The sequence below is a fragment of the Pseudomonas sp. TH21 genome (assembly GCF_016651025.1).
In the GTDB taxonomy this organism is placed as follows: domain Bacteria; phylum Pseudomonadota; class Gammaproteobacteria; order Pseudomonadales; family Pseudomonadaceae; genus Aquipseudomonas; species Aquipseudomonas aylmerensis.
In genome coordinates this window covers 6,390,694-6,415,630 of sequence record NZ_JAEKEQ010000001.1, presented here as the reverse complement: position 1 = coordinate 6,415,630, position 24,937 = coordinate 6,390,694, and the positions used below count along the sequence as shown (strand labels likewise).

Annotated in this window: 27 protein-coding genes and 1 pseudogene; 16 read left to right on the top strand and 12 right to left on the bottom strand. The window is 61.8% G+C overall.

Features of this window, described 5'->3' with window-relative positions:
- Together lysA and lptM are read right to left on the bottom strand one after the other, a co-directional pair.
- Window positions 1-1,248, bottom strand: coding sequence for a diaminopimelate decarboxylase (gene lysA / locus JFU04_RS28620; RefSeq protein ID WP_106802309.1), 1,248 nt, complete (start codon window positions 1,246-1,248; stop codon window positions 1-3).
- A 9-nt stretch (window positions 1,249-1,257) separates the two neighbouring features.
- Entirely contained in the window at window positions 1,258-1,425 is a 168-nt protein-coding gene (gene lptM, locus JFU04_RS28615; protein WP_017845169.1) for an LPS translocon maturation chaperone LptM, read from the bottom strand.
- A gap of 238 nt (window positions 1,426-1,663) precedes the next feature.
- On the opposite strand from lptM, the gene cyaY reads away from it, so the two are divergent.
- From cyaY to rnk, 3 genes are all read left to right on the top strand, one after another.
- A complete protein-coding gene (gene cyaY / locus JFU04_RS28610) occupies window positions 1,664-1,996 on the top strand; it encodes an iron donor protein CyaY (RefSeq protein ID WP_065902433.1) in 333 nt (110 codons plus the stop codon).
- Between the two features lie 2 nt (window positions 1,997-1,998).
- On the top strand, window positions 1,999-2,217 hold the full coding sequence (locus JFU04_RS28605) for a DUF1289 domain-containing protein (protein WP_106802310.1): 219 nt from the start codon (window positions 1,999-2,001) through the stop codon (window positions 2,215-2,217).
- Between the two features lie 131 nt (window positions 2,218-2,348).
- A complete protein-coding gene (gene rnk / locus JFU04_RS28600) occupies window positions 2,349-2,762 on the top strand; it encodes a nucleoside diphosphate kinase regulator (protein ID WP_010207444.1) in 414 nt (137 codons plus the stop codon).
- Here the strand turns inward: rnk and JFU04_RS28595 are convergent.
- The 3 genes from JFU04_RS28595 to JFU04_RS28585 all read right to left on the bottom strand — a co-directional run bounded on the left by JFU04_RS28595 (window position 2,759) and on the right by JFU04_RS28585 (window position 6,492).
- Window positions 2,759-5,599 carry a class I adenylate cyclase gene (locus tag JFU04_RS28595; RefSeq protein ID WP_201146128.1) on the bottom strand — a complete coding sequence of 947 codons (2,841 nt, stop codon included), beginning with the start codon at window positions 5,597-5,599 and terminating at the stop codon, window positions 2,759-2,761. The genes rnk and JFU04_RS28595 overlap by 4 nt on opposite strands.
- Window positions 5,600-5,767: 168 nt before the next feature.
- Complete coding sequence (locus JFU04_RS28590; RefSeq protein ID WP_010207442.1) at window positions 5,768-6,022, bottom strand: TIGR02647 family protein; 255 nt, start codon at window positions 6,020-6,022, stop codon at window positions 5,768-5,770.
- A 185-nt stretch (window positions 6,023-6,207) separates the two neighbouring features.
- The gene (locus tag JFU04_RS28585) at window positions 6,208-6,492 is read right to left on the bottom strand and encodes a hypothetical protein (RefSeq protein WP_201146127.1); all 285 of its coding nucleotides are present in this window, start codon (window positions 6,490-6,492) and stop codon (window positions 6,208-6,210) included.
- A gap of 126 nt (window positions 6,493-6,618) precedes the next feature.
- Here JFU04_RS28585 and JFU04_RS28580 point away from each other — a divergent pair, with 126 nt between their 5' ends.
- The gene (locus JFU04_RS28580; RefSeq protein WP_201146125.1) at window positions 6,619-7,278 is read left to right on the top strand and encodes a glutathione S-transferase family protein; all 660 of its coding nucleotides are present in this window, start codon (window positions 6,619-6,621) and stop codon (window positions 7,276-7,278) included.
- Between the two features lie 92 nt (window positions 7,279-7,370).
- On the opposite strand, the gene argH is transcribed toward JFU04_RS28580, so the two are convergent.
- Entirely contained in the window at window positions 7,371-8,765 is a 1,395-nt protein-coding gene (gene argH / locus JFU04_RS28575; RefSeq protein WP_034110688.1) for an argininosuccinate lyase, read from the bottom strand.
- 389 nt (window positions 8,766-9,154) lie between these two features.
- On the opposite strand from argH, the pseudogene JFU04_RS30770 reads away from it, so the two are divergent.
- From JFU04_RS30770 to JFU04_RS28540, 8 genes and pseudogenes are all read left to right on the top strand, one after another.
- Window positions 9,155-9,271 (top strand): annotated as a pseudogene (locus tag JFU04_RS30770) (sensor histidine kinase); the annotation flags it as partial.
- On the top strand, window positions 9,268-10,014 hold the full coding sequence (locus tag JFU04_RS28570) for a LytR/AlgR family response regulator transcription factor (protein WP_065902423.1): 747 nt from the start codon (window positions 9,268-9,270) through the stop codon (window positions 10,012-10,014). The pseudogene JFU04_RS30770 and the gene JFU04_RS28570, both read left to right, overlap by 4 nt.
- 138 nt (window positions 10,015-10,152) lie before the next feature.
- Window positions 10,153-11,094, top strand: coding sequence for a hydroxymethylbilane synthase (gene hemC, locus JFU04_RS28565; RefSeq protein ID WP_201146123.1), 942 nt, complete (start codon window positions 10,153-10,155; stop codon window positions 11,092-11,094).
- Entirely contained in the window at window positions 11,091-11,840 is a 750-nt protein-coding gene (locus JFU04_RS28560) for a uroporphyrinogen-III synthase (RefSeq protein WP_065902419.1), read from the top strand. The genes hemC and JFU04_RS28560 overlap by 4 nt, the downstream gene beginning before the upstream one ends.
- 38 nt (window positions 11,841-11,878) lie before the next feature.
- Complete coding sequence (locus JFU04_RS28555; RefSeq protein WP_201146121.1) at window positions 11,879-12,994, top strand: uroporphyrinogen-III C-methyltransferase; 1,116 nt, start codon at window positions 11,879-11,881, stop codon at window positions 12,992-12,994.
- A gap of 5 nt (window positions 12,995-12,999) precedes the next feature.
- The gene (locus JFU04_RS28550; RefSeq protein WP_201146119.1) at window positions 13,000-14,241 is read left to right on the top strand and encodes a heme biosynthesis protein HemY; all 1,242 of its coding nucleotides are present in this window, start codon (window positions 13,000-13,002) and stop codon (window positions 14,239-14,241) included.
- Between the two features lie 237 nt (window positions 14,242-14,478).
- Window positions 14,479-15,000: a disulfide bond formation protein B gene (locus JFU04_RS28545; protein WP_065902411.1), complete on the top strand. Its 522-nt coding sequence runs from the start codon at window positions 14,479-14,481 to the stop codon at window positions 14,998-15,000.
- Between the two features lie 210 nt (window positions 15,001-15,210).
- The gene (locus JFU04_RS28540) at window positions 15,211-15,669 is read left to right on the top strand and encodes an Rsd/AlgQ family anti-sigma factor (RefSeq protein WP_065902409.1); all 459 of its coding nucleotides are present in this window, start codon (window positions 15,211-15,213) and stop codon (window positions 15,667-15,669) included.
- Between the two features lie 54 nt (window positions 15,670-15,723).
- Here JFU04_RS28540 and JFU04_RS28535 read toward each other — a convergent pair whose 3' ends face one another.
- A complete protein-coding gene (locus JFU04_RS28535; RefSeq protein ID WP_065902408.1) occupies window positions 15,724-16,401 on the bottom strand; it encodes an FKBP-type peptidyl-prolyl cis-trans isomerase in 678 nt (225 codons plus the stop codon).
- 193 nt (window positions 16,402-16,594) lie between these two features.
- Between JFU04_RS28535 and JFU04_RS28530 the strand changes: the two genes are divergently transcribed.
- Window positions 16,595-17,812 carry an AlgP family protein gene (locus JFU04_RS28530; protein WP_201146118.1) on the top strand — a complete coding sequence of 406 codons (1,218 nt, stop codon included), beginning with the start codon at window positions 16,595-16,597 and terminating at the stop codon, window positions 17,810-17,812.
- Here JFU04_RS28530 and JFU04_RS28525 read toward each other — a convergent pair.
- Window positions 17,809-18,276, bottom strand: a complete 468-nt coding sequence (locus JFU04_RS28525; RefSeq protein ID WP_201146116.1) for a TIGR02444 family protein — start codon at window positions 18,274-18,276, stop codon at window positions 17,809-17,811. The two genes, JFU04_RS28530 and JFU04_RS28525, sit on opposite strands and share 4 nt — an antisense overlap.
- A 50-nt stretch (window positions 18,277-18,326) precedes the next feature.
- Between JFU04_RS28525 and JFU04_RS28520 the strand changes: the two genes are divergently transcribed.
- The 3 genes from JFU04_RS28520 to JFU04_RS28510 all read left to right on the top strand — a co-directional run bounded on the left by JFU04_RS28520 (window position 18,327) and on the right by JFU04_RS28510 (window position 21,530).
- Window positions 18,327-20,237 carry an ATP-binding cassette domain-containing protein gene (locus tag JFU04_RS28520; protein WP_065902402.1) on the top strand — a complete coding sequence of 637 codons (1,911 nt, stop codon included), beginning with the start codon at window positions 18,327-18,329 and terminating at the stop codon, window positions 20,235-20,237.
- On the top strand, window positions 20,237-20,809 hold the full coding sequence (locus JFU04_RS28515; RefSeq protein WP_065902400.1) for a mechanosensitive ion channel family protein: 573 nt from the start codon (window positions 20,237-20,239) through the stop codon (window positions 20,807-20,809). Before JFU04_RS28520 ends, JFU04_RS28515 begins: the two co-directional genes overlap by 1 nt.
- An 88-nt stretch (window positions 20,810-20,897) precedes the next feature.
- Window positions 20,898-21,530 carry a LysE family transporter gene (locus JFU04_RS28510; RefSeq protein WP_065902398.1) on the top strand — a complete coding sequence of 211 codons (633 nt, stop codon included), beginning with the start codon at window positions 20,898-20,900 and terminating at the stop codon, window positions 21,528-21,530.
- A 141-nt stretch (window positions 21,531-21,671) separates the two neighbouring features.
- On the opposite strand, the gene JFU04_RS28505 is transcribed toward JFU04_RS28510, so the two are convergent.
- The 4 genes from JFU04_RS28505 to JFU04_RS28490 are packed head-to-tail and all read right to left on the bottom strand — an operon-like array spanning window position 21,672 to window position 24,815.
- Window positions 21,672-22,415, bottom strand: a complete 744-nt coding sequence (locus JFU04_RS28505; RefSeq protein WP_201146114.1) for a penicillin-binding protein activator LpoB — start codon at window positions 22,413-22,415, stop codon at window positions 21,672-21,674.
- Between the two features lie 3 nt (window positions 22,416-22,418).
- Window positions 22,419-23,006, bottom strand: coding sequence for a penicillin-binding protein activator LpoB (gene lpoB, locus JFU04_RS28500; RefSeq protein WP_015886479.1), 588 nt, complete (start codon window positions 23,004-23,006; stop codon window positions 22,419-22,421).
- 29 nt (window positions 23,007-23,035) lie between these two features.
- The gene (locus JFU04_RS28495) at window positions 23,036-23,407 is read right to left on the bottom strand and encodes a YcfL family protein (RefSeq protein ID WP_008439304.1); all 372 of its coding nucleotides are present in this window, start codon (window positions 23,405-23,407) and stop codon (window positions 23,036-23,038) included.
- 10 nt (window positions 23,408-23,417) lie between these two features.
- Complete coding sequence (locus JFU04_RS28490) at window positions 23,418-24,815, bottom strand: COG3014 family protein (RefSeq protein WP_065902394.1); 1,398 nt, start codon at window positions 24,813-24,815, stop codon at window positions 23,418-23,420.
- Window positions 24,816-24,937 lie beyond the last annotated feature (122 nt).

Sequence of the window (24,937 nt, the reverse complement as noted above, 5' to 3'; positions counted from 1 at the left end):
TTACTCCGGCAGCAGGCTTTCGCCAGCATACAACTCGGCTACCGTCTCGCGGCGACGCACTTCGAACGCTTGATCACCGTCCACCAGCACCTCGGCGGCACGGCCGCGGGTGTTGTAGTTGGAACTCATGACAAACCCGTAGGCACCGGCCGAATGCACGGCCAGCAAGTCGCCTTCCTCCAGTGCGAGCTGGCGGTCCTTGGCCAGGAAGTCGCCGGTCTCGCAGATCGGGCCGACGATGTCGTAGGTGCGCGGGGCGCTGTCGCGAGGCTTCACGGCAGTGACGTCCATCCAGGCCTGGTACAGCGCCGGGCGGATCAGGTCGTTCATCGCCGCGTCGACGATGGCGAAATCCTTGTGCTCGGTGTGCTTGAGGTACTCGACCTGGGTCAGCAGCACGCTGGCGTTGGCGACGATGTAGCGGCCCGGCTCGAACATCAGCGTCAGGTCGCGGCCTTCGGTGCGCTCGCGCACGGCCTGGATGTAGTCGGCAATCAGCGGCGGTTCTTCGTCGCGATAACGTACGCCGACACCACCACCCAGATCGATGTGGTGCAGGTAGATGCCGCACTCGCCCAGGCGATCGATCAACGCCAACAGGCGGTCGAGGGCATCCAGGAACGGTGGCAGGGTGGTCAGTTGCGAACCGATGTGGCAATCGACACCCAATACTTCCAGGTTTGGCAGCTGGGCGGCGCGGATGTACACGTCCTCGGCGTCGGCAATGGCGATGCCGAACTTGTTCTCTTTGAGACCGGTGGAAATGTACGGGTGGGTGCCGGCGTCGACGTCCGGGTTGACGCGCAGGGAAATCGGCGCGCGAACGCCCATCTCGGCGGCCACGGTCTGCAGGCGCTCCAGCTCATCGGTGGATTCGACGTTGAAGCAGTGCACGCCCACTTCCAGGGCGCGGCGCATATCTTCGCGGCTCTTGCCGACGCCGGAGAACACGATCTTGTCAGCCTGGCCGCCAGCGGCCAGTACTCGTTCCAGCTCGCCACGCGATACGATGTCGAAACCAGCGCCCAGGCGCGCCAGGACATTCAGTACGCCGAGGTTGGAGTTGGCTTTCACCGCGTAGCACACCAGGTGCGGCACGCCGTTGAGCGGGTCGGTGAACGAGCGGTACTGCGCTTCGATGTGCGCGCGCGAGTACACGTAGGTCGGGGTACCAAAGCGCTCGGCAATCGCGGACAACGCCACGCCTTCCGCGAACAGCTCGCCGTCCCGGTAGTTAAAAGCGTCCATGATCTTCCCTTAGTAGGTGTCGTGCTTATGCGCTTTAGCGGGTTTTTGCGACGATTGCGCCTGTTCATTCGGATCTTTGCTGTCATCGGGCAGGTACAGCGGGCCTTTTTGACCACAGGCACTAACGAGGCAGGCGACCGCGACGAGCGCAGCAAGGGAAGAGATCAGGCGCTTCATGGCGAAATCCTTGAATATGCATTAATTGCGCCCGAGTATACCGACCACCCGCCAGCTTGCCTATGCGCTGGAATACCCGTCCAGCGGGGGTTTGCCGAGATAGTCGGGAAACGTCCTACGCTCAATGGGGATATTTCATTCCGTCGATCGTGATGAAATCGGTATCCTTTGCAATCGGCGAGGCTCGCCCGTATCGTGCGGCGCTTGAGCAAAACCAGACACTTTTGAGGTTGCCACAATGAGTTTGACCGAAGCCCGTTTTCACGACCTGGTGGATTCGACCCAGCAGGCACTGGAAGATATTTTCGACGACAGCGGCCTGGACGTGGACCTGGAAAACTCGGCCGGTGTGCTGACCGTCAAGTTCGAGAGCGGCCAGCAGTTGATCTTCAGCCGCCAGGAGCCGCTGCGTCAGCTGTGGCTGGCGGCGCGCTCCGGTGGCGTGCACTTCGACTACGAAGAAGAAAGCGGCAAATGGCAGTGTGACAAGAGTGAAGAGCTGTTGGGCGAGATGGTCGCGCGCCTGGTCCACGAATATACCGGCGCCGAGCTGGATTTCGACGAGATCTGACCGTGACCCAGCCTGTACCTGTCCGCCCGCCGAAGCCGCTGTTCAGTAATGTCAGCCCGGCGGTGCCGTCACCTTGTATCAGTTTGTGTCGTCTGGACGAGCATAAAGTCTGCCTTGGTTGCTTCCGCCACGTGGAAGACATCCGTGAATGGCGCTCCGCCGATGATGCCCGGCGCCGGGTGATCTGCCTGGATGCCGAGCAGCGCAGGGCGCGTGCCTGAGGTCGTCTTGTTTATTTGTGACGCTGTGGTAGTGTCCGGGTACGCCTCAACTCATCGAGGCCCGTGAGAACCCCGCCTTTTCCTGGCGGGGTTTTGCTTTTTTGTGCAGAAAAAAGGAGTCTGCCTGAATCATGACCACCGCACCGTCCATCATTCTTACCCGTCTTGACGTGCAGCGTCTGGAGCAACTGATCGACCGCTTGGGCGACGAGTCTCCCGGCGTCGAAGCGTTGCAAGCCGAACTCGACCGCGCCGAAGACGTGGTCGGTCACGATGAAGTGCCTGCGGGTGTCGTGACCATGAACTCCAGCGTGCATTGCCGTGAGCAAGGCAGCGGCAAGGACTACCACCTGACCCTGGTCTACCCCAAGGACGCCAACGCCGACGAAGGCAAGATCTCGATCCTGGCGCCGGTCGGCAGCGCGTTGCTCGGCCTGCAGGTGGGCCAGCATATCGACTGGCCAGCACCAGGCGGCAAGACGCTCAAGCTCGAATTGCTCAGCGTTGAAGGCCAGCCCAAGGATGGCGGCGCCTTTCCTCTCTAAATCTGGCTCAGCGCCGCATTGAGCGACAGCTCCAGCTCGGCCTTGTAGCGCAGGTACAAATTGCTCGGGCTCTGTACATCACCGAGCAGGCCCGACAGGTCCAGGTCGGTGATGTAGCAGCGGTATCGTTCGGCTTCCCGACGTTGCCCGACAATCTCCTGGGCGACCACTGCAAACAGCTGGTCGCCAAACTCCAGTTCGCAAAACTCCCGCTGATTGCAGTACAGGGTAATGCCCACTTGGCCGGGCGCCGCCTTGCCAATAATCGCCTGCACGTCATAAAACGGTTTGTTTGTCGGGTTTTGCGGTGCCGGCCGCGGCTCGATGCCGCGTGCGCGACTGCTGCCCGACGGCAACAGCTGGTAATAAAAGATTTGCACCTCGCCCAGCGGTTGTTGCGGGTCCAGCGGTGACAGCGCATCCCGGCGATAAATGATCGATTGCAGGAAGCGCTGCAACGGCGCCAACAAGCTCTGCTCATCGTGGAACGGCAAGCGTTGCTGCCAGAGCGCGTTGAACTCATCCAGCACATACAGCTCGGCGAAACCCTCGTTGACCCGGTAGAACACCTGCACGCAATCGGCCATGCCCATCGGCAGCAACAAGGCCAGGTCGTGGTCTTCCAGGGCCATGGCGTCCAGGTGCAGCGGGCTGTAGCTGGCGAGTTCTTCGCTGAGGTAGGCAATCAGCGCGTCCTGGGTTGCCAGCGACACATGGGTGGCCTGGCCCGGCGTCAATTCCATCACGTGATAGTGCTGCTGTACCTGGAGCAGGTAGCGGTGATTGCCCTGGCCGAGCAGCAGGTTCTGCGCGGTGTCGAAGATTTCTTCGACGCGCTGGGCAATGAACTGCGCACGGTTGTGACAGAAACAGCGCACCCGCAACCGCGGCAGATGGTCGGCCGGCAGTTGGTTGAGGTAGTCGCGCAGGCAGTCGAGCAGCGCATGGGGGCCGTCGTAACGACTGACCATCACCTCGTTCCAGCTATTGAGCGTGACCTGGTCCAGGGTCAGCACCAGGTTGTCGCGCACCCCGGCATAACTCAGCGAGTCGGTACGCTCGGTAGTCATCAGGATATTCAGGTCGCGGTGATGCTTGAGCGGGTCGACGCCGACGTTGATCAGCAACAACACCTCCTCGGGCACCGCCGAGCGCAGCAGGCGTTCCTCATCGACGCTGGCCAGCGGCAGGGCGATGGTCTGTTGCAGGCTGCCGAGCAGGTTGAACAGCTCGAACTCGGTCATGTCGCTGACGCCTGGATGCAGCGCCAGGCGGGTGCTGCTGTCGATCACGCCGTTGCGGTGACACCAGGTGAGCATTTCCAGCAGGTCACGGCTGCGCTTGATCGGCGCGAAGTGTTCCCATTCCATGGCTGTGAGGTTGCCGTTGTACAAGCCCCAATGGTGCTGGCCCGGCTCCTTGCGATTGGGCGACTGCACCAGGGTGAGGGTGTCTTCGGCCAGGTCCGGGGCGATGCCGGGGTTGATGAATTCGACCTTGCCGGCCTTGCGTTCGAAGGCGGCATACAGGCGCCGGCCCAGCACATTGAGGTCGCGCTTGTTGATCAGGCTGACGGTCTGTTCGGTGCGGGCGAACTGGGTCAGGAAGCGATAGCTGTAGTTCAGCTCGTTGACCAGGGCGCGGCGCTCGGACGCCACCTGGCGTACTTTCCACTGGCTGCGGCTGTCCAGCAGCGCCAGCTGGCGTTGGTCCCAACCCCACTCATGCGCCAGGCGCTCCAGCAACAGCCGCTGCCAACTGGTCGCGCGCTGGCCGACGGTCAGCTTGCGGTTGACCTTCAGGTACAGCGCCCGCCGTACCAGTTCCAGGCGTTCCGGCTCATGACGGGCCTTGAGGTATTCCTCGATGCGACGGTAGACCACGATGTACGGGTCGAGCTCATCCAGGTCCATCTGGTTGGCGAACACCGCGCGCTTGAAGCGCAGGCTCAGGCACTGCACGTTCGGGTGCTCGCTGGCGTAGACCTCGGTCAGCAGCAGCTTGAGCACCGACTTGTAGGGTGACTCGATGCCCTTGAACAGCTGCCACAGCCCGGCGCCGATGAATTCGCCCGGGGGAATGTGCGCCAGGTGGCCGAGGTCGAGGGTTTCATCGGCGCGGATAAAGCGCTTGGAAATCAGCGTATGGGTGAACTCGGCATAGCGGGTCTCTTCGTATACCGGCACCAGCCACCAGATCGGCGTGCGCCCGGCCAGCCAGATGGCGGTGCGGTAGAACTCGTCCAGCAACAGGTAATGCTGGGTGGTGCCGCAGTCGTCGGAGCTCAGTTGCGTGTCGCGCTCGCCGAGCACAAAGCGCGTCGGCTCGATCAGGAAGAAGTGTGCTTCGGCGCCCATGCTCAGGGCCCAGGCTTCCAGCAGCTGGCATTTTTTGCGCAGTTCGGCCAGCTCGGCTTCGCCGAGGTCCGGCGCATGGCACACCCACACGTCCATATCGCTCTGATCCGCCTGGGCCAGGGTGCCGAGGCTGCCCATCAGGAACAATCCATGAATCGGCCGTGGCGGGTTGCCATGGCGTGGCTTGTAGGAGAACGAGCGAGTCAGACGCTGGGCTTCGGTCAGGGCTTGGGCGTCGGGTTCGAAATTTGAGAGCCCCGCAGGCGTGCTGCCCGAGACATAGCCTGGCAGCAGCGGGTGATTGACGTGAAAGAACAGCGGCAACAGGGTCAGCACGCTTTGCTGGCGTGGCGTCAGCCCCTCGACGGCCCGGGCCATGCGGCCTTCGTTGAGGGCCATGAAACGCGCGCGCAGTTGGGCCAGTACCTTGCGGTCAATGCCTTCGTCCAGGTCGGGGCGGATTTCGTGGGTGCGGGTCATGTCGAATTCGTTGGCTCGCAGGGCCCAACGTGGGCGGCCGTGTCGGAGTTTACAGCCAGTAGCGTAGGAGGTTTAGAGGGAAATTGTTTTTGGCGCCAGAATTTTGTGGCGTCCACGGCAACGCCCCCGGAATCCGCAGAGCGCGGACTCCATGGGCGGTCTCAGGGATCAGGCAGCTTCTTTGGTGGTGGCAGTGGTGAGGATGGTCAGCAGCGTTTGAGCCTGCTCTGCAGCGTCCCGGCCAAGGCTGGTCAGGTAGCCCCCGTCTGGCTGGTCGATAAGTCCTTTCGCATGAAGGCGTTTGGCAGCGGCGATGGCAGTGGGAGCGGCGGTCTGGTGGACTTTCAGACCTTCCTTGGTGCTGTCCAAGGGGAAGAGTACAAGGATTTCCAGTTCGGCAACCAACTCAGGGGTATACGACATAAGGACTCCAGACTTTCTAAAATTTATTAGAGGCTAGCAGGGCATAAGGTGAACGCACTTTGCCGGGCTGTCCAGTAGGAGCAAGCGCGCTCGCGAAAAACCTGAGAGCGCCGCGTGTATTCAGGCTACTCGTGTTGGCGTTGGCGGTTTTCGCGCGCAGGCTGGCTCCTGCCAGGTCTGGTGACTTAGCTATTTTCCGGAGGCAGCTCTGGAAGTGCCCGCAGCGCTGTTTCGTACCATTCGGTATCGAATGCGCGGTCTTCTTCGAGCATCTTGTCGATTTCCACGGCCAGCACATGGGCCATGAGATTCAGAATGTCGTCGCGCTCATAGCCCACCAGCGTCAGCTTGTTGAAGGTGGCTTTGGCGGCAGGCGGGTTGTCGCTTTCGATCTGGTTTTCGATGGCCTGGGTCAGCGTACTTTCGGTGAACTCTTCTTCGTCGCTGTCGATATCGGTCGGCTCGCTCATGGCAGGCTCCTGTAGGAAAGGGCGCCAGTCTACCCCCATTCAAGCGGTTGATGCTGCTGGCAAGGCCAGGCCCGGGGAGCTATAACGCTTGCAGCCAACCCCATTCCCGGCCTGGAGGCAATCGCAATGCTCAAGCTCTACGGATTCTCGGTCAGCAACTACTACAACATGGTCAAGCTGGCGTTGCTGGAGAAGGGGCTGCCTTTCGAAGAGGTGCCTTTTTACGCCGGGCAAACCCCCAAAGCCCTGGCAGTCAGCCCGCGCGGCAAGGTCCCGGTGCTGGGCGTGAAGCAGGGCTTTATCAACGAAACCAGCGTGATCCTCGAATACATCGAGCAAACCCAGGAAGGGCCTTCGCTGCTCCCGGCGGAGCCGTTCCAGCGCGCCCAAGTGCTGGCGCTGTGCCGAGAAATCGAGCTGTATATCGAATTGCCGGCTCGCGCCTGTTTCGCCGAAGCCTTTTTCGGCATGCCGGTGCCGGAGGCGATCAAGGAAAAATCCAAGGCGGAGCTGTTGCTCGGGGTTGGCTCATTAGGCCGGCACGGTAAATTCGCGCCGTTTGTGGCGGGGGAGAGCTTCACGATTGCGGATCTGTATTTCATGTACAGCGTGAACCTCGCCTGCGCGGTGGGCGAGAAGCTGTTTGGCCTGGATCTGCTGGCTGAGATGCCGAAAGCTAAAGCGTTGCTGGAACGTTTGCACGGGATGCCCAACGCGCAGAAAGTGGCGGCGGACAGGGAAGCGGCGATGCCGGCGTTCATGGCCATGGTGGCGGCGAAGAAATAGCGACGCTCACAGTTGTAGGGGCCGGCTTGCCGGCGATGGCGGCCTCAAGATCAACTGCGATCTCAAGGACCTCATCGCCGGCAAGCGAGTGCTTAGCGGCTGGCGAGCAGGGCCTGGCCGCGCGCGACGGCAGCCTTCACCTGCGCCGGCGCAGTGCCGCCCACGTGGTTGCGGGCATTCACCGACCCTTCCAGGGTCAGTACCGCGAACACGTCCTGCTCGATCTGGTCGCTGAATTGACGCAGCTCTTCCAGGCTCATTTCCGCCAGGTCCTTGCCGGTGTCCACGCCGTACTTCACGGCGTGGCCGACGATTTCGTGGCAGTCACGGAACGGCAGGCCACGGCGCACCAGGTAGTCCGCGAGGTCAGTCGCGGTGGAGAACCCGCGCAACGCCGCTTCACGCATGATCGCGTGCTTGGGCTTGATCGCCGGGATCATGTCGGCAAACGCGCGCAACGAGTCGCGCAGTGTATCGGCGGCGTCGAACAGCGGTTCCTTGTCTTCCTGGTTGTCCTTGTTGTAGGCCAGCGGCTGGCCTTTCATCAGGGTCAGCAGGCCCATCAGCGCGCCGAACACGCGGCCGCTTTTGCCGCGTACCAGCTCGGGCACGTCGGGGTTTTTCTTTTGCGGCATGATCGAGCTGCCAGTGCAGAAGCGGTCCGGCAGGTCGATGAACTGGAATTGCGCGCTGGTCCACAGCACCAGCTCTTCGGAGAAGCGCGACAGGTGCATCATCGCGATGCTCGCGGCGGCGCAGAATTCGATGGCGAAGTCACGGTCCGACACGCCGTCCAGGGAGTTGCCGCCCACGGCGTCAAAACCCAGCAGTTGCGCGGTGTATTCGCGGTCGATCGGGTAGGTGGTGCCGGCCAGTGCGGCGCTGCCCAACGGCATGCGGTTGGCGCGCTTGCGGCAATCCACCAGGCGCTCGTAGTCGCGGCTGAGCATCTCGAACCAGGCCAGCAGGTGATGGCCGAAGGTCACGGGCTGTGCGGTCTGCAGGTGGGTGAAGCCGGGCATGATGGTGTCCGATTCACGCTCGGCCTGCTCCAGCAGACCTTTTTGCAAGCGGGTGATTTCGGACAGGATCAGGTCGATTTCGTCACGCAGCCACAGGCGAATATCGGTAGCCACCTGATCGTTGCGGCTGCGGCCGGTGTGCAGCTTCTTGCCGGTCACACCGATGCGGTCGGTGAGGCGGGCCTCGATGTTCATGTGCACGTCTTCCAGGTCGACGCGCCAGTCGAACGTACCGGCTTCGATCTCGCCGCGAATCGTGGTCAGGCCGTCGATGATGCTGTCGCGCTCGGCGTCGGTCAGCACGCCGACCTTGGCCAGCATCGTCGCGTGGGCGATGGAGCCCATGATGTCGTGGCGGTACAGGCGCTGGTCGAAGGTGACGGAGGCGGTGAAGCGGGCGACGAAGGCGTCGACGGGTTCACTGAAGCGGCCGCCCCAGGACTGGTTGGTCTTGTCGGTGCTCATGGATTCGCTCGTGATCTGCTTAATAAAGAGGCATGGAAGTGTGCCGGCGATAATAACAGGGTTGCCCGTTGTGGCGGTGCTGCGGGTCGTCGGCATTTTTATTTGTGCAAAGCTGGCTAAGTGCCTTGCCGTCGAACGCGTCCGGGAAGAGACTGGGACAAGGCTTTATTGAAACGATATTTGACGATTGAGCAATGTCGTCTCAGTGAGCGTCTACAGTTGGACTGATAGTGTGTGAATGCACCAAAGTCGGGTGATGCGGTCATAGCCCAGACTAACCATTAAAAAGGGGGGTATTCGGATTGTGTATCAGCAAACCCTACGACAGTGCCCACAGGCAGCAGGTCTTGGGCGCTATTGAACAGGTCCGGGTAAATATGGGTGCCGCTGTCGGGGCACTTTTTGCCGCTCGCGCTAGTCTTAGCGTGGATCGCTGTGACGCAAGTCACCGCACCTGTCTACGCTATCCTTGTGCGAGACTCACGCAGGAATCCAGCGCAATATGAATGTCCTGATCGTTGATGACGAACCCCAAGCCCGCGAGCGACTGAGCCGTTTGGTCAGTGAACTCGAGGGTTATACAGTCCTTGAGCCGAGCGCCACCAACGGGGAGGAGGCGTTGGCGTTGATCGACAGCCTCAAGCCCGATGTGGTGCTGCTCGATATCCGCCTGCCGGGCCTTGATGGCCTGCAAGTTGCCGCCCGCCTGAGTGAGCGAGAATCGCCACCTGCCGTGGTGCTGTGCGCGGCCCAGGAAGAGTTTTCCGCCGACACGCTCGAAGCCAGCGGTGTCAGCTTCCTCACCAAACCCGTGGCTGGCGAGGCGTTGCTCAAGGCGCTGAAAAAGGCCGAGCGGCCCAATCGTGTCCAGCTCGCCGCACTGACCCAGCCCGCCGCCCAAAGTGGTAACGGGCCACGCAGCCACATCAGCGCCCGCACACGCAAAGGCATCGAGCTGATTCCGCTGGGCGAGGTGGTCTATTTTATTGCCGATCACAAGTACGTGACCCTGCGCCACCAGGGCGGCGAAGTGCTGCTCGATGAACCGCTCAAGGCGCTCGAGGATGAATTCGGCGACCGCTTCGTGCGGATCCACCGCAACGCGCTGGTGGCCCGCGAGCGAATCGAACGCTTGCAGCGCACACCCCTGGGGCATTTCCAGTTGTTCCTCAAAGGGCTGAATGGCGATGCATTGATCGTCAGCCGACGCCATGTCGCCGGTGTGCGCAAGATGATGCAACAGCTTTAGCCTGGGGCCTGCGGCGATGCCTGTACCTCTTATCCCGGTGCGACGCGGCCAGGGAGGCCCCGCACTTGCTGATTCAAATCAAAGCGTATTTGCCTGAGCTGTTATTATCTGCCGTATCTATTCAGTACGGATTGATCCATGTCCTCTCGCGAAATCCGCATCGCCACCCGTAAAAGCGCCTTGGCCTTGTGGCAGGCCGAATACGTCAAAGCACGCCTTGAGCAGGCCCATGCCGGCCTCAAGGTGACCCTGGTGCCCATGGTCAGTCGCGGCGACAAGCTGCTGGACTCGCCGCTGTCGAAGATCGGCGGCAAGGGTCTGTTCGTCAAGGAACTGGAAACCGCGCTGCTGGAAAACGAAGCCGACATCGCCGTGCATTCGATGAAAGACGTGCCCATGGATTTCCCTGAAGGCCTGGGCCTGTTTTGCATCTGCGAGCGTGAAGACCCGCGCGACGCCTTTGTGTCCAACAACTACGCGTCGTTGGATGAGCTGCCGCTGGGCAGCATCGTCGGCACATCCAGCCTGCGTCGCCAGGCACAGTTGCTCACTCGCCGCCCGGACCTGCAGATTCGTTTCCTGCGCGGCAACGTCAACACCCGCCTGGCCAAGCTGGATGCCGGCGAATATGACGCGATCATCCTCGCCGCGGCCGGCTTGATCCGCTTGGGTTTCGAAGACCGCATCACCTCGGCCATCAGTGTCGAGGACAGCCTGCCGGCCGGTGGGCAAGGCGCAGTGGGCATCGAATGCCGCACCGCCGATGCTGAAATTCACGCCTTGCTCAAACCCCTGGACCACCACGACACCGAAGTGCGCGTCACGGCCGAACGCGCCCTGAACAAGCACCTCAACGGCGGCTGCCAGGTGCCGATTGCCTGCTACGCCGTGCTCGAAGGCGACAATCTGTGGCTGCGTGGCCTGGTAGGCGATCCGGACGGCGGCACCCTGCTGACTGCCGAGGTGCGTGGTCCGCAGCGTGATGCCACGGCCCTGGGTATCCAGGTGGCGGAAGAGCTGCTGGACAAGGGCGCTGGCGCCATCCTGCAAAAAGTCTATGGCGAGGCCGGCCCGCAGTGACCGGATGGCGACTGCTGCTGACGCGGCCTGCCGAGGAATCAGCAGCCCTGGCTTCGGCATTATCAGACGCCGGAATCTTCAGCAGCAGCTTACCCTTGCTGGACATCGAACCCTTTGCTGTTACCCCCGAGCAGCAGGCCGTGTTCCGCCATCTCGACCGTTACTGCGCAGTGATCGTGGTAAGCAAACCGGCCGCGCGCCTTGCCGTGCAACAGCTGACCCAAGCCTGGCCGCAGCTGCCATGGTTCAGCGTCGGCGGCGCCACCGCGCAGGTGTTGGCCGAGCACGGCCTAAACGTTGACTACCCCCAGTCTGGCGATGACAGCGAGGCCTTGCTTCAATTGCCTGCGTTGCGCGAGGCTATCGCGCGCCCGGATGCGCGGGTGTTGATCCTGCGCGGCGAGGGGGGGCGGGAGTTGCTGGCTGAGCGTTTGCGTGAGCAAGGTGCTAGTGTCGACTATCTGGAGTTGTATCGTCGTTTCTTGCCGGACTATCAGGCGGGAGTACTGATGCAACGCATCCAGTTGGAACGCCTGAACGGCCTGGTGGTCAGCAGTGGGCAGGGTTTCTTGCACTTGCAGGCCCTGGCTGGCGCCGATTGGTCTCAGGTGGCCCGGCTTCCGTTGTTCGTGCCCAGTCCGCGAGTCCAGGAGATGGCGCGGGCCGCAGGCGCAGAAAAAGTGGTGGATTGTCGCGGCGCGAGTGCCGCGGCTTTGTTAGTGGCGTTGGGCAGCTGTGTCTTGTGACGGCCGCCCCCACTCTCTGATACGCAAAGGACGGATACGTGAGCGAAACAGCCTTGCCTAAAGATGAAACCCAGCCCGCACTCGATGCGCCGGCTGAGTCACCGGTCACCGCGCCGCGCCGTGGCAATGGCCTGGCAATCGTCGCCCTGCTGCTGGGTGCTGCCGGCGTTGCCGCAGGCGGTTGGGGGATCGTGCAGGTCCGCGCCTTGCAAGCCAGCAGCCAGCAACAGCTGGGGCAGGTGCAGACCCTCGACGACCAGTCCCAGACCCTCAAGCAAAGCCAGCAGCAACTGGCGGCGCGCCTGGCCCAGTTGCCAGGTGCCGATGAGCTGGAGGAGCGTCGCCGTCTGGTCGCGCAACTGCAGGGTGACCAGCAACGCTTGAGTCAGCGGCTGGAAACTGTGCTGGGCGCCAGCCGCCAGGATTGGCGTTTGGCTGAGGCCGAGCATTTGATTCGCCTGGCGAGCCTGCGCCTGTCGGCCTTGCAGGACATCAACAGTGCCCAGTCGCTGGTGCAGGGCGCCGACGAGATCCTTCGCGAGCAAAGCGATCCGGGCTCGTATGCCGCTCGCGAGCAATTGGCCAAGAGCCTGGCCGCGCTGCGCAGCACTGAGCAGCCGGACCGCACGGGGCTGTACCTGCAATTGGCGGCCTTGCGTGACCAGGTCGTGCAACTGGCGGCCATCGCCCCTGAATATCAACTGACCGATCCCGCTTCCCAAGGACGCCCGACCACCGATACCGAGAGTCGTTGGAGCCAGTGGTGGGAGCAGATTTCGCGGTACTTCCGCATCGACTTCAACCCGGACGACAACATCCGTCCGTTGCTGGCCGGCCAAGGCCTGAACCAGGTACGCCTGGCCCTGAGCCTGGCCCTGGAGCAAGCACAGTGGGCCGCGCTCAATGGCGAGTCGGCGGTCTACAGCCGCTCGCTGGGCGAGGCGCGCAGCGTGCTGCAGGACAACTTCAACCAGGACAACCCGCAAAGCAAGGCGCTGCTGGCACGTATCGCCGAGCTTGAGCCCAAGGCCGTCTCGGTGGTGACCCCGGACCTGGCCGCGAGCCTGGCCGCCGTGCAGGCGTACCTTGACCGTCGTCATCTGTCTGCCGACGAAGCCAAGGCGGCCGCGGGCACGCCGGCAACCCAGGAGTAGAGCCGATGAAGCGTTTCTATGTGATCCTGGTGCTGGCGATTGCGATCGCCCTGGCACTGGCCGTGGGCATTTCCAAGCACACCGGCTACGTGCTGATTACCTACCCGCATGTGCTGCATTACGAGTCGAGCCTGTGGGCCACCTTGGTGGCCGTATTTGCCATCGGCCTGGCAATCTATCTGATCCGCGTGTTGTTGAGCCTGGTGACCACCTCCGGTGGGGTGGTCAACCCGTGGTCGCGGCGTAACCGCAGCCGCCGCGTGCAGATTGCCATCGAACAAGGCCAGATGGACCTCGCCGAGGGCCGCTGGGCCAGCGCCGAGCGCCATTTGCACCGTGCCGCCGAAGCCGAGCGCCAGCCATTGCTGTATTACCTCGGCGCCGCTCGTGCCGCCAATGAGCAAGGCCGCTACGAAGAGGCAGACGGCTTGCTGGAACGTGCCCTGGAGCGTCAGCCCCAGGCCGAGCTGGCGGTTGCCTTGAGCCACGCGCAGCTGCAGCTGGACCGAGGCGATACGGAGGGCGCGTTGACCACCTTGCAAGCGATGCACGAACGTCACCCGCACAACGCGCAGGTATTGCGTCAATTGCAGCGCCTGCATCAGCAGCGGGGCGACTGGTCATCAGTGATCCGCCTGCTGCCGGAACTGCGCAAGGACAAGGTGCTGCCTGCCAGCGAGTTGGCCGAACTCGAGCGCCGCGCCTGGGGTGAAAACCTGAGCCTGGCTGCACAGCGCGAAGATCAGGGTGAAGCGGGCTTGCAGTCACTTGAGCGGGCCTGGCAACAACTCACCTCTGCGCAGCGGCAGGAGCCGCAATTGGTCCTGGCCTATGCCGAGCAGTTGCGTCAGTTGGGTGCCGACGCGAAGGCCGAAGAAGCGCTGCGTGGCGCGATCAAGCGCGGCTACGACAGCCACCTGATCCGCCTCTACGGCCTGTTGCGTGGCAGTGATCCCGCCCGCCAGTTGAAGTTTGCCGAAGGTTGGCTCAAGGACCATCCCGGCGATGCCAGCCTGCTGTTGACACTGGGCCGCTTGTGCCTGCAAAACAGCCTGTGGGGCAAGGCGCGTGACTACCTGGAGAGCAGCCTGCAGGTACAGCGCAATCCGGAAGCCTGTGCCGAACTGGCGCGGCTGCTGGCCCAACTGGGCGACACCGAGCGCAGCAACCAGCTGTTCCAGGAGGGGCTGGGCCTGCTGGATAGCCGCTTGCTGGCGTCACCGCTGCCGGTACCTGCGCGAGTTTGAAGTAGGATGTTATCCAAGGGTTGGCTCAGACAAATCTGATAGCCAACCCTTCAATGTCTCGCAAGCGCGTTGGCTAGAGCCTTTATAGGCATGCTCCTACGTTCAATAGTTTGAAGTCTTCCATCCTCTGACGGGTTGTCCTTATCCTCTTGCGGAATCGTCTGCTCTAGCATGTATTGAAAGGGGTCGGGCCTTTCCTCTACCGTATTGACCTATATTTCGCGGTGCGGATAAAGCATGTCTTTGGCCCCTTCACGTTCCTTGTTTTTCCTTGCATTCCTGGCAGGTGGGCTGACGTTGGGTGCGTCCTTCTACCTGGAATTTGGCGCGTCGTTGCGGCCTTGTTTCCTGTGCCAGTTGCAAAGGGTCTTCCTGGCGGCCTTCACGCTGATCAACCTGGCCGCCGCGCTCTACAGCCCCAAGCGTTCTGCCATCTACCTGTACGGTCTGGCGAGCATGGGCTGCGCATTACTCGGCGCCATCACTGCCGTGCGCCAGGTACTGTTGCAAAATGCCGCACCCGACCAGGCTGGCGACTGCTGGCCGAGCCTGCAATACATGATCGAAAACCTGTCGCTGTGGCAGGCATTGCAATCGGCCGTCAAAGGCACGGTTGATTGCGTTGATATCAACTGGACGTTGTTCGACCTGAGCCTCCCCGAGTGGAGCCTGCTGTTCTTCCTGGGCATGCTGATCCTGGGCGCTACGCAGTTTTCGCGGCTGATTTCGAGCCAGCGTTTGCGTCCTGCTCGGCACTGAAAGGCCGTCACACTTTGCAGAAGGGGATTAAACACTTGTATGAACTTTCTCTCCTGCGTACCTTGAAGCCACAGTCATGCGGGCATAATCTGGCCCGCACGCGTTAATGAAACCGTTTGTCAGATGTGGCCTTGTCCGGCTGCCGCTTTAATCCTTGAAGTGTTGCGCGGGCACCAGGCAGCAGCGCCCCTATAGGGAAGAGAGATCATCATGCTGGAAAGTTGTCAGAATGCTCAGGAACGCTGGGGTGGGGTGCACAAGCTGATCGACAGCTGGTTGAAGGCACGTCACGAACTGGTTCGGGCCTTTGATGCTCTCGGCGCCAAGCCCGAGGCACTGGCTGAGAACCGCGAACCGTTGCAGGATTTCTGCGCTGTGTTGGTGGACTACGTATCGGCTGGACATTTCGGTGTCTACGAGCAACTGACCAAAGAAGCGGAAGCTTTTGATGATCAGCGTGGTCTGGAATTGGCCGAGACCCTTTACCCACGTATCGATGTGATCACCGAAAAATTGCTCGCGTTCACCGACCTGTGTGATGCCGGTAATTGTGTCGCCGAAAAATTCAAGGAGCTGGGTGGCCTGCTCCATGAGCGTTTCGAATTGGAAGATTGCCTGATCGAAGTGCTGCACAACGCTCACAAGGAAGAGGCGGCCACCCAGGCCTGACCTTTGCTGGCGGGATAAAAAAACGGTGCGCATTGCGCACCGTTTTTTATTGGGTCAGTGACGAGTACCGAGCAATTCGATCTCGAACACCAGCGGCGTATACGGCGGGATCAACTCGCCGGCGCCGTCGGCGCCATAAGCCTGGGCTGAGGGAATCACCAGGCGCCATTTCGCGCCTACTGGCATCTGTTGCAGCGCGCTGCTCCAGCCGCTGATCACGCTGTCGAGGCGAAACCATTGGGGCTGCGTGCTCTGATCGAACACCGTGCCATCGGGAAGGCGTCCCACGTATTTCACTTGGACCTGATCACTGGCCAACGGCTTGTTGCCCGTGCCGGCAGTGAGCTCGGTGAGCAGGATGCCATCCGCCAGTTCGCGCACACCTTTTGCGGATTTTTCCTTGGCTAAAAATTGCTGTTCGGCGGCCAGTGCTTTTTCACTTTGGGGTGCCTGCGCGTCGGCTTCGGTTTGCGCTTCGTGCTGGGCCAGAAGCTGCTCGATACGCGCGTTATCCAGCGCCAGCGGTTTGCCTTGATAGGCCTGCTTGAGGCCGTCGATCAAGGCCTGGATCTGCAAGTCCGGAACCTCCTGGCGCAGGCGTTCGCCGAGGCTGGCACCCAGGCTGTAGGCGAGGTCGTGTTGATCCTGCGCGGTGGTTTTCGCCGGTGATTGCTCGCCCGCATTGGCCATCGAGATTGCCAGGCCAAGCACAAGAAAAAGGTAACGCGACATGAGCATTTCTCCCGCCGAAAGTGCGACGGATTATGCCAGTGTGGGAGCGTAAAAAGTGCCGCGCATTTTCGTTATATCGATAAGAATTTTCGTACGTTGCAACGCAAGGCAAACGATACTGTCAACATGCCCTAGCGGCGGTAAGAGCAGAGGGCTAGTATGAGCCGCACCCACGTCAGCCAGGAGGTAAACCATGTCGGCCAAACAGAAGCCTGTTAATACCCCGTTGCATTTACTCCAACAACTTTCGGGCAGCTTGCTCGAACACCTGGAAAGCGCCTGTTCCCAAGCGTTGGCCGATGCAGAAAAGCTGCTCGCCAAGCTGGAAAAACAACGCGGTAAAGCGCAAGAAAAGCTGCACAAATCCCGCACCAAACTGCAAGACGCCGCGACTGCCGGCAAGGCCAAGGCACAAGCCAAGGCCAAAGACGCTGTCAAAGAACTTGAGGACTTGCTGGACGCCCTCAAGGATCGCCAAGCTGAAACCCGCACTTACATTTCCCAACTCAAAAAAGATGCTCAGGAAAGCCTGAAACTGGCCCAGGGCGTTGGTCGTGTGAAGGAAGCCGTGGCTAAAGTGCTGGGCGCTCGTACCCCTGCAAAAGCCGTTGCCGCCAGCTCGGCGAAAAAGCCGGCAAGCAAGGCTGTTGCTGCGAAAGCACCTGCCAAGCCAGCTGCTAAAACTGCTGCTGCAAAACCACCCGCCAAGCCAGCTGCCAAAACCGCTGCTGCAAAACCAGCCGCCAAGCCAGCTGCTAAAACCGCTGCTGCAAAACCAGCCGCCAAGCCAGCTGCTAAAACCGCTGCTGCGAAACCAGCCGCCAAGCCAGCTGCTAAAACCGCTGCTGCAAAACCAGCCGCCAAGCCAGCTGCCAAAACTGCTGCTGCAAAACCAGCCGCCAAACCAGCTGCTAAAACTGCTGCTGCAAAACCAGCCGCCAAGCCAGCTGCCAAAACTGCTGCTGCAAAACCAGCCGCCAAGCCAGCTGCTAAAACCGCTGCTGCGAAACCAGCCGCCAAGCCAGCTGCTAAAACTGCTGCTGCGAAACCAGCGGCCAAGCCAGCCGCTAAACCTGCTGCTGCAAAGCCAGCCGCTAAGCCAGCTGCTAAAACCGCTGCTGCAAAACCAGCCGCCAAGCCAGCTGCCAAACCTGCTGTTGCAAAACCGGCCGCCAAGCCAGCTGCTAAACCTGCTGCTGCGAAACCAGCCGCCAAGCCAGCCGCTAAACCTGCTGCTGCAAAGCCAGCCGCTAAGCCAGCTGCAAAACCCGCTGCAGCCAAGCCAGCTCCGGCAAAGCCAGCGACCCCGGCAGCACCTGCGACTACCGCAGCGTCCAGCGCTCCAACCGCACCGACCAGCAGCACTCCTGCACCGGTAGCGCCAAGCACCACCCCAACCAGCGCTTCCTAAGCGCCGGTGGCCGCGACGCGCAGCTGCTGCAGCGCGTTGTGGTCAAGGTTGGCGGCATCCTCAGCCGCCAGTCCTTCAAGCCATCGCAGTTGCCCCGCCACGTCATCACCCGGCCATGCTTGCGCCAGCGCTTCCAGGCGCTTGAGCAGCGTGCGTTCGGCATCCAGTTCCAGGGCCTTGACCCGTTCGCGTAACGCAGCTACTGCCTCATCCTGCTGCGCCATGGCCCGCCATTGTGTGCGCACGTGCCGTAACGGTCCGACCACCTGTGCCTGCCAGGGCCCGGCAATCTGTTTCAGCGCCTGGATACGTTCGGGTGTCGGCGCTACAGCGCGCCGTTCCAGCCACGCGCCGCAGAGCAACAGGCACACATCTGCACCTTGCGCCTGCATACGCAGGCAAGCGGCTTCGCACCCTGGGCGGGCGTAAGTCGAGAGGGCAAAGCTCCACAGGTCAGCGCACATATTCACACCCAAGCCAGCGGCCAACGAAGCTGGTAGACTCCGCCGCCATTATGATCCGACTTCAAAGCCTAACATTACAGCGTGGCCCGCAACGTCTTCTTGAAGACGCCGAGCTGACCCTGCACGCCGGTCACAAAGCCGGCCTGATCGGTGCCAACGGCGCCGGCAAATCCACGTTGTTCGCCTTGTTGCTGGGTGAGCTGACCCCGGATTCCGGGGACTGCCTGCTACCGGCTGACTGGCGCATCGCCCACATGCGCCAGGAGATCGACACCCTGGACCGCATCGCGATCGACTACGTGCTCGATGGCGATCTGCGCCTGCGCCAGGTGCAACACGACCTGGCCGAGGCCGAGAAAGCCCAGGACGGCGCGGCCCAGGCCCGCCTGCACTCGGAACTCGACAGCGCCGACGGCTACACGGCCGACGCCCGCGCCCGCAAGATGCTCGCCGGGCTGGGTTTCACCAACGAACAGATGGACCGCCCGGTCGCCGACTTCTCCGGCGGCTGGCGCATGCGCCTGAACCTGGCCCAGGCGCTGATGTGCCCCTCGGACCTGTTGCTGCTCGATGAACCGACCAACCACTTGGACCTCGATGCGATCCTGTGGCTGGAAGACTTCCTCAAGAGCTACCCAGGCACCTTGCTGCTGATTTCCCACGACCGGGATTTCCTCGATGCCGTGGTCGACAATATCGCCCACGTCGAACAGAAGAAAATCACTCTCTACCGTGGCGGCTACACTGCGTTTGAACGCGCGCGTGCCGAGCGCCTGGCCCAGCAGCAACAGGCCTACGAGAAGCAACAGGCGCAACGTGCGCACATGGAAAGCTACATCGCCCGGTTCAAGGCCCAGGCCACCAAGGCCCGCCAGGCCCAGAGCCGGATCAAGGCCCTGGAGCGCATGGAAGAGCTGTCGGCGGCCCACGTCGATTCGCCGTTCGATTTCGTGTTCCGTGAGTCGGTGAAAATCTCCAGCCCGCTGCTCGATCTTTCGGATGCACGCCTGGGTTATGGCGACAAAACCATCCTGGAGAAGGTCAAGCTGCAGCTCACGCCGGGTGCACGCATCGGTTTGCTCGGGCCTAACGGTGCGGGCAAGTCGACGCTGATCAAGAACCTGTCCGGCGAGTTGCAACCCCTGGCCGGGCGCCTGACCCGTGGCGAGAACCTGGTAGTGGGCTATTTCGCCCAGCATCAGTTGGACTCCCTCGACTCCAAGGCCAGCCCGTTGCTGCACCTGCAGCGCCTGGCGCCGACCGAGCGCGAGCAGACCCTGCGCGACTTCCTCGGCGGTTTCGACTTCCGTGGCGCGCGCATCGATGAGCCGGTGCTGAATTTCTCCGGCGGCGAAAAAGCCCGCCTGGCCCTGGCCTTGATCGCCTGGGATCGCCCGAACCTGCTACTGCTCGACGAACCGACCAACCACCTGGACCTGGAAATGCGCCTGGCGCTGACCATGGCCTTGCAGGAGTTCAGCGGTGCGGTATTGGTGGTGTCTCACGATCGCCACTTGCTCAAGAGCACCACCGACAACTTCTTGCTGGTGGCGGATGGCAAAGTCGAAGAGTTCGACGGCGACCTGGACGACTACGCGCGCTGGCTGACGGATTACCGCCTGCGCAACGCGCCGGTCAGCAACACCCCGGTCAACCCGGACAAGACCGACAAGAAAGCCCAACGCCAGGCCGCTGCTGCGTTGCGCCAACAGTTGGCGCCGCACAAGCGTGAAGCCGACAAGCTGGAAGCCGAGTTGGGCAAGGTGCACGAGCGCCTGGCCAAGATCGAGACCAGCCTGGGCGACAGCGCCGTGTATGAGGCTGCGCGCAAGGATGAGCTGCGCGACCTGCTCGCCGAACAGGCCAAGCTCAAGGTGCGTGAAGGGCAACTGGAGGAAACCTGGATGGAAGCCCTCGAGTTGCTGGAAACCCTGCAGGCGGAGCTGGAGGCGCTGTCCTGATGGAAGCGTTGCAACTGCCGATACCGACGCAATGGGTCGAGCCCGTGTGGATCGGTGTGCAAATCCTGTTGATCCTGCTGGCCGGCTACCTCGCCCAGCGCTTTGTCGCCAAGGGGCTGACGCGCCTGGGCGAACGCTACCCGCTGCCGCCGCAATTGCTGATGCCGCTGCGCGGCGGCTTGCGCTGGCTGATCATGGGCAGTGCGCTGATCTTCGTGCTGGGCCGCCTGGGAGTGTCGGCCACGGTGTTGTGGACCGCGCTGTCGGGGTTCGTGGCGGTGGCGGCGGTGGCGTTCTTCGCCATGTGGTCGGTGCTCTCCAACCTGCTATGCGCGATTCTGATCTTCACCGTCGGGCCGTTTCGCCTCGGTGATATCGTCGAGCTGGTGGATACCGTCGACAAACCCGGCGTGAAGGGCCGGGTGGTGGCGATCAACCTGCTCTACACCACGCTGGTCGAAGTAGCAGAAGCCGGCACTGACAGCGCGATGGTGCAGGTGCCCAACAGCCTGTTCTTCCAGCGCTCGGTGCGGCGTTGGCCAGGGACTCACGTGTTCCCCGGCGATCGCTAGTATTCACATCTTGTAAAAATCTATAGCCAGCCTTTGGTCGGCGGAGTTAGCTTTAGGCACAACCGCTAACTCTTCCCTGAGGTGTGTAATGGCACTCGACACATGGCTGGCCTTTTTCGTGGCCAGTTGGATCATCTCCCTTTCCCCCGGCGCCGGTGCCATCGCGTCGATGTCCAGCGGCCTGCAATACGGTTTCCTGCGCGGCTATTGGAACGCCATCGGCCTGCAACTGGGCCTGGCGATGCAGATTGCCGTGGTAGCGGGTGGCCTGGGGGCGATTCTGGCGGCATCGTCTACCGCGTTTTATGCGATCAAATGGTTCGGCGTGGCCTACCTGGTGTACCTGGCCATCAAGCAATGGCGTGCCCTGCCCATGGACATGAGCGAGGACGCGACGATACGCCCGATCGGCAAGCCGATGGCGATGATGTTCCGTGGTTTCCTGGTCAACGCCAGCAACCCCAAGGCCTTGGTGTTCATGCTGGCGGTACTGCCGCAGTTCGTGAACCCGCAGGCGCCGCTGCTGATCCAGTACCTGATCCTCGGCGCGACCATGATCAGCGTCGACATGATCGTGATGGCGGGCTACACCGGGTTGGCCTCGAAAGTGTTGCGCCTGTTGCGCACGCCGAAGCAGCAGAAACGCATGAACCGCACGTTTGCCGGGTTGTTCGTGGGAGCGGCGGGTTTCCTCGCCAGCTTGCATCGCGCAACGGCGTAACTGACGAAACCGGTTAAAAAATGTGGGAGCGGGCTTGCTCGCGAATGCGCAGTGTCAGTCACCAGATGTATTGACTGATCCACCGCATTCGCGAGCAAGCCCGCTCCCACATTGGTTTTATATCGGTAGCGGGATTTTCATTCAGCGCAGAATCTTCGGCGCTTCATCCCGTGGCAGGTTATTGCGCAATGCCGGCTGCCCAGGTTGTTCCTGATAACCACCACCCAATTGTTCGGCCAGCTGCCGCGCAACATCCTCACCCAAGGCTTTCGACACCTCTTTAACCACGCGTGGTCGGTTCAGGCTGACGCGTACGTCACGGTTGTTGACCAGCTTGGTGTCCTGGCCTTCGCCCATGGCGGTGAACGCCGAGGTGATCTCGTAGGTGCGCGTGTTGATCAGGCTGAAATCCGCCACCAGCGTCAGGCCCAGCACCGCCGAGTAACTGTTGGTGTGGTCCAGGGCGTTGATGTCCTGGGTAAAGTCGATGTCCGACAGCGTGCCGAACAGCACATAGTCCGCGCCCTTGAAGTGACCGGCCTTGATGCGCTTGATCACGTCGTAGACGTCACCCTTGGCGTCAGCGGTGTAGGGCGCGCCCTGCACCAACTGGAACTGCCGGGACTTGAGGATCTCGCCCTTGATATCACCGCTGAACTTGCGCAGCTCGGTCTGCTCGATGTAGCTGGTACGGCTTTCGTACTCGCTGTAGTTCGAGGACCCGCTGGCGTGGTAAGCGCTGGCCTGGAAGTTGTTATTGGCCGACACCTGGTGAATGTATTCCTCGACCCGCGCCTCATAGGCCAGGTCGGTCACCGCGATCTTCGGGGCGGCCGAGGCGCCAAAGGCGCACAGCAGGCCGATCATGCCGATCCATGCACGCATTGCTTAGCGCTCCGTAGTCTTGCGGATTTCTTTTTCGTCCATCCATTCGGCCAGGCCGCTCTCGACGTCGATCAGCTGCAGGCTGAACTTGTAGAACACGTCCTTGTAGTCCGAGCTGCGCTTGACGATGGAGCTGATCGAGCCTTCCAGGCGGTACTTGGCGGCGACCATGTTGCCGGTCTTGCTCACGGTGGATTTCTTGTACAGGCCGCTCTGGTTCTGCAGCTTTAGCTGGTCGACCTGGCTTTGCATGTCGGTGTTGTCGCTGGCGAAGCGCGCGGTGCCGGTTTTCATCAGCTGGGTCTTGATCGACGTGGTGATCTCGCGGGTGTCGATGTATTCGCTGGTCTTGTTCTTCACGTCATACACCTGCACCACCGGGCGACCCTGCAGGATGCCGGACTGGGCCAGGGAGCGGGTCATGCTTTCGGCGATCATCTGCAGGTCGGTGGAGCCGAACTCGTTGGTCACCAGTTCCACGGCCTTGGTGTCGCCGTAGCTGATGTTCTTGCCGCCCAGTACCGGCGAGGTGTTGGCGCAACCGCTGGCCAGGACGGCCACCACGGCGAGGATCGAGAAGCGTGCAAACATGGGGAAATCTCTCAAAAAGGGTGGACGGCTCAAGGGGTTTTGACTTCGAGACGGAAGTCCGCCGCTTGCGGCAGATTGGCGATGGCCGGCAGGAAGGTTGCCTGGTTGGCGTACAGGTTCAGCACTTTCCAGGTTTCTTCGTCGCCCACCGGGAAGCCGTCGGCGCCCAGCCAGGCGAAGCGGTAATACATCATCTGGTTGCTGCTGGTGATGTTGCTCAACTGCACCTTGGCGGTGAGGAAGCCATTCTCGCGCGCGACGCGAATGGCGCCGACGGCGATGCCCTTGAACTTGCCCATCACCACGATTTTGCTCGCGGCGCTGCCAGGCTCCGGCGGCGGCGGGGTGGCGCAGCCGGCGAGCAGGACCAGCGCCAGGGCGCCGAGGATGAAATGACGCATAGCGTGCTCCTTAAGGTTGTTTGAGGGTGGCAATGGCCTGGGGCGGCGTGCTCGGCACCACATGGGCCGCAAGCCCGCCGGCGAACACCTGGTTGCCGACCACGCGCAGCGTGATCACCTGGTAACGCTGGTCGGCCTTGACCGTCACCAGCGTGCCGCCCAGGGCGTTGGGCAGGCTGACCTGGTGTTCGCCATGCTTGAGGCGCAGGCGAGTGACTTGGGTCATGTCCGGCAGGGTGCGCCAGGTGCGGGTGTCGGCGCCTTCGGTCACGGCCGAGGCGATACCCAGCACCAGGCCCGCCATCGGGTTGGTCTTGTTCAGGTTGTTTTGCGCCACGCCACGGGTGACTGCCCGCACGGTGGTGCGCAGGATAATGCCGGGCATGTCATCGCGCAGCGCACGGCGGGACATGGCCGTGGTGCTGTTGAGCGCGGTGAGGTTCTGCTGCTGGCCGTCGATGCCGATCTGGGCGAAGGTGGCCGTGGAGGTGTCGGCCTTGATTACCGGGAACGACAGCGGGGTGATCACCAGGTTGCCATTGATCGGGATCGGCAGCGGCAGGCGAATCGAGTCGCGCGCGGGGGCCAGGCCGCTCTGGACCACGATCAGCACGTCGGTTTCGTCGGCGCCGACTTTGGATTTGTCCAGGTCCAGCAAGGCTTGTTCCAGCAGCTTGGTGTTGGGGCGCAGCTCGGCGGCCTTGCGATAGCCGGGCGCGGCCAGGTCTTTTTCACCCAGGGCTTCGTAGACGAAGCCGGCCAGGTAATGGCTGAACGCACTCTGGTAGCTGTTTTTCAGGCCGACCACTTCCGGCGCGTCGAGGGACTCCACCGGGTAGCCGCGCAGGTCTTTCATCTGGGTGGTTACACCTTCGCGCTGGGCTTCGTCTTCGCGCTTGAGGTATTCCTTGTCGCGCAGGTCAGCGATCACGGCTTCGCGCTCGTGGGTCTTCTTGATTTCGGTGCGTGCGCCGTCGAAGTCGTTCAGGGCCAGCAGGTTCAGAGCCATCTGCGTGGTCAGCATGACCTTTTCGTAGTCATAGCCTTCGTAGCGACGCACCTTGTCGTTGACCAGGAAGCTGCCGAACTGGGAGAGGTACTTTTCGCTGTCGAACTTGACCGACTCTTCCCACTTATAGACTTGCAGGTCGGCGCTGCGCCAGGCGGTCTGGCTGCCGGTGATGTCGCCCTTGGCCCGCAGCAACTCGCCTTTCTCGAAGAAATACAGCAGGTCCTTGTCGTCGCCGCTGTTGTTCTTTTCCAGCAGCGTCAGGGCGCCGTCGACGTTGCCAGTGGCCAATTGCTGGTTGGTGGCTTGCAGCTCGGTGTCGTAGCTGCGGAACATCGAACAACCGGACAGCAAGGTAACCGCCACGAGCGCGAGCGGAGGTAAGGCGCGAAATGCCATGCAACTTCTTCCCTGAAAGTCTTCAGCTAATGTGATGATTCCTCATAAAAACGAGGAACGAAATTCCCTTTCGCACTAACAGGGCGCGGCATTATAAGCGCCATTACTGGCAAAACAATGGC

Bases quoted from the DNA above. Each gene is read 5' to 3' on its own strand.
- lysA (WP_106802309.1), bottom strand. From the start codon at position 1,248: ATGGACGCTTTTAACTACCGGGACGGCGAGCTGTTCGCGGAAGGCGTG.
- lptM (WP_017845169.1), bottom strand. From the start codon at position 1,425: ATGAAGCGCCTGATCTCTTCCCTTGCTGCGCTCGTCGCGGTCGCCTGC.
- cyaY (WP_065902433.1), top strand. From the start codon at position 1,664: ATGAGTTTGACCGAAGCCCGTTTTCACGACCTGGTGGATTCGACCCAG.
- rnk (WP_010207444.1), top strand. From the start codon at position 2,349: ATGACCACCGCACCGTCCATCATTCTTACCCGTCTTGACGTGCAGCGT.
- JFU04_RS28595 (WP_201146128.1), bottom strand. From the start codon at position 5,599: ATGACCCGCACCCACGAAATCCGCCCCGACCTGGACGAAGGCATTGAC.
- JFU04_RS28590 (WP_010207442.1), bottom strand. From the start codon at position 6,022: ATGTCGTATACCCCTGAGTTGGTTGCCGAACTGGAAATCCTTGTACTC.
- JFU04_RS28585 (WP_201146127.1), bottom strand. From the start codon at position 6,492: ATGAGCGAGCCGACCGATATCGACAGCGACGAAGAAGAGTTCACCGAA.
- JFU04_RS28580 (WP_201146125.1), top strand. From the start codon at position 6,619: ATGCTCAAGCTCTACGGATTCTCGGTCAGCAACTACTACAACATGGTC.
- argH (WP_034110688.1), bottom strand. From the start codon at position 8,765: ATGAGCACCGACAAGACCAACCAGTCCTGGGGCGGCCGCTTCAGTGAA.
- JFU04_RS28570 (WP_065902423.1), top strand. From the start codon at position 9,268: ATGAATGTCCTGATCGTTGATGACGAACCCCAAGCCCGCGAGCGACTG.
- hemC (WP_201146123.1), top strand. From the start codon at position 10,153: ATGTCCTCTCGCGAAATCCGCATCGCCACCCGTAAAAGCGCCTTGGCC.
- JFU04_RS28550 (WP_201146119.1), top strand. From the start codon at position 13,000: ATGAAGCGTTTCTATGTGATCCTGGTGCTGGCGATTGCGATCGCCCTG.
- JFU04_RS28545 (WP_065902411.1), top strand. From the start codon at position 14,479: ATGTCTTTGGCCCCTTCACGTTCCTTGTTTTTCCTTGCATTCCTGGCA.
- JFU04_RS28540 (WP_065902409.1), top strand. From the start codon at position 15,211: ATGCTGGAAAGTTGTCAGAATGCTCAGGAACGCTGGGGTGGGGTGCAC.
- JFU04_RS28535 (WP_065902408.1), bottom strand. From the start codon at position 16,401: ATGTCGCGTTACCTTTTTCTTGTGCTTGGCCTGGCAATCTCGATGGCC.
- JFU04_RS28530 (WP_201146118.1), top strand. From the start codon at position 16,595: ATGTCGGCCAAACAGAAGCCTGTTAATACCCCGTTGCATTTACTCCAA.
- JFU04_RS28525 (WP_201146116.1), bottom strand. From the start codon at position 18,276: ATGTGCGCTGACCTGTGGAGCTTTGCCCTCTCGACTTACGCCCGCCCA.
- JFU04_RS28520 (WP_065902402.1), top strand. From the start codon at position 18,327: ATGATCCGACTTCAAAGCCTAACATTACAGCGTGGCCCGCAACGTCTT.
- JFU04_RS28515 (WP_065902400.1), top strand. From the start codon at position 20,237: ATGGAAGCGTTGCAACTGCCGATACCGACGCAATGGGTCGAGCCCGTG.
- JFU04_RS28510 (WP_065902398.1), top strand. From the start codon at position 20,898: ATGGCACTCGACACATGGCTGGCCTTTTTCGTGGCCAGTTGGATCATC.
- JFU04_RS28505 (WP_201146114.1), bottom strand. From the start codon at position 22,415: ATGCGTGCATGGATCGGCATGATCGGCCTGCTGTGCGCCTTTGGCGCC.
- lpoB (WP_015886479.1), bottom strand. From the start codon at position 23,006: ATGTTTGCACGCTTCTCGATCCTCGCCGTGGTGGCCGTCCTGGCCAGC.
- JFU04_RS28495 (WP_008439304.1), bottom strand. From the start codon at position 23,407: ATGCGTCATTTCATCCTCGGCGCCCTGGCGCTGGTCCTGCTCGCCGGC.
- JFU04_RS28490 (WP_065902394.1), bottom strand. From the start codon at position 24,815: ATGGCATTTCGCGCCTTACCTCCGCTCGCGCTCGTGGCGGTTACCTTG.